This window comes from Amycolatopsis silviterrae, from assembly GCF_042684085.1.
Classification (GTDB): Bacteria; Actinomycetota; Actinomycetes; order Mycobacteriales; family Pseudonocardiaceae; genus Amycolatopsis; species Amycolatopsis silviterrae.
On record NZ_JBHUKS010000034.1, the window covers coordinates 1 to 1,859 of the forward strand.

Annotated in this window: 2 protein-coding genes; both read right to left on the reverse strand. The window is 69.2% G+C overall.

Annotated elements, in window-relative coordinates; translation table 11 throughout:
- Positions 1-164: 164 nt before the first annotated feature.
- Positions 165-557 carry a DUF6221 family protein gene (locus tag ACFSVL_RS40510; protein ID WP_116206681.1) on the reverse strand — a complete coding sequence of 131 codons (393 nt, stop codon included), beginning with the start codon at positions 555-557 and terminating at the stop codon, positions 165-167.
- Between the two features lie 214 nt (positions 558-771).
- The gene (locus ACFSVL_RS40515; protein ID WP_378312460.1) at positions 772-1,788 is read right to left on the reverse strand and encodes a DNA polymerase domain-containing protein; all 1,017 of its coding nucleotides are present in this window, start codon (positions 1,786-1,788) and stop codon (positions 772-774) included.
- Positions 1,789-1,859 lie beyond the last annotated feature (71 nt).

A 1,859-nucleotide genomic window follows, 5' to 3' on the forward strand; every position in this document is an offset into this window, starting at 1 on the left:
TGCACCCAACCCATCGAGGCACCCAGCCCGGCCCCGCAACCCGATACGAAGCCCACATGCGGGCGGCGGGTGCTTGTCAAGGCATCTTTCCCGCCTTGACGAGCACCCGCCGCCCGTCATCACAATCAGCTTCGGGGTGCCCACCCGCACCAGCGAGACCGCCCCTACGGCCGCCACCGCTCGCTGTAATCCGGATGCTCCGCATAAGGCAACGCCAGCAACCGCAACGTCAGGCACCAGTTAGACCCAGCCTCGTCCGCAGGCACATGACAGGTCTCACACCAATACTCACTGCCATACAACGGAAAACCAGGCACCTTCTCGGACACCGTGGTCCGATGCGCGAGCATGATCCGCCGAGTCGCCTCGATCTCGTTGATCATCTGGTTGACCACGTCGAGCTCGAGGTCGCCGAGGGAACGGACCCGCTCCTCCAGCCCGACCTTGGCCTCGCCCCGGTTCAGCGGCTCCCCGGCTTTGCCCTTCTGCACCGCCTGCATGATCAGCGCCTGCCGCTGTCCGACGCGCGCGGCGAGGAACGCGATCAGGTCGTCCACGACGGTCTCCCTCCTCCGGTCCCGGCTCCCCTCCGGCCCCGGCAATAGTCGCACCCCGACCCCGGCGCGTTACCGCCCAGCGGCGTCCCCCATCGTAACCGACCTCGAAAAACTCACTGCGACCTGCGGAAACTTTCGGAAAATTCCCCGCGATGTTGATCACCCAGAGTGATCACACCCGGCAATCGGCCGATCACGCCTGGTCGGATCGGGCCTATTCGGACCGTGCCTTGCTCGGCTGCACCCGCTTAGGTTCGCCCGGCATCTTGGGGTAGTCCGGCGGGTACGGCAGCTCCGCGCCGCCGAGCTCGCGGTCGTCGCGTTCGTACCACTCCAGCAGCGTTTCCAGGCCGAACGCCTGCTCATCCATCGGCGCGTGCAGGTCGCCGCGCTCGGCGAGGAAGCCGGGCACGGTCAGCACGTCGAAGTCGTCGGGGTCGACGTCGGCGAGCAACTCCCAGGTCAGCGGCGTCGACACGGTAGCACGCGGGGTGCCGCGCACCGACCACGACGAGGCGACCGTCCGGTCCCGCGCGGCCTGGTTGTAGTCGAGGAAGACGCGTCCGCCGCGCTCCTCCTTCCACCAGGACACCGTGGCCTTGTCCGGGATCCGCCGTTCGACCTCGCGGCCGAGCGCGATCACCGCGTGCCGCACCGCGATGAAGTCCCACTCCGGGCGGATCCGCACGAGGACGTGCACGCCGCGGCCGCCGGAGGTCTTCGGGTAGCCGGTGAGCCCGGCGTCGGCGAGCACCTCGCGGACCACGCCGGCGACCTCGACCGCGTCGGCGAACCCGGCGCGTTCCGGCGGGTCGACGTCGATCCGCAGTTCGTCCGGGTGGTCGACGTCGGGCCTGCGCACCGGCCACGGGTGGAAGTCGAAGGTGCCGAGGTTGGCCGCCCAGGCGAAGACCGCGGGTTCGGTCGGGCAGACCTCGTCCGCGGTGCGGCCGGACGGGAAGGCGATCCGCGCGGTTTCGAGCCAGTCCGGCGCGCCCTTGGGCACGCGCTTGGCGTAGAACCACTCGCCGGTGACGCCGTCGACGTAGCGCTTCAGCGTGGTCGGCCGCTCGCCGATCGCCCGCAGCAGCGGATCGGCCACGGCGAGGTAGTACTCGACCACCTGCCGCTTCGTGATGCCGCGTTCGGGGAAGTAGACCTTGTCCGGGCTCGACACCCGGACGGTGCGCTCCCCCACCTGGTATTCGACCGGATCGCCGTTTTTGGCCATGCGGCCACCGTAGCCGCGTGTGCCGTACCGTGGCGGGGTGTCCGGGAGAACCAAACTGATCGTCGCCCTGG

What these genes read in the sequence shown, in the direction of transcription:
- ACFSVL_RS40515 (WP_378312460.1), bottom strand. Translation starts at nt 1,788, where the DNA reads ATGGCCAAAAACGGCGATCCGGTCGAATACCAGGTGGGGGAGCGCACC.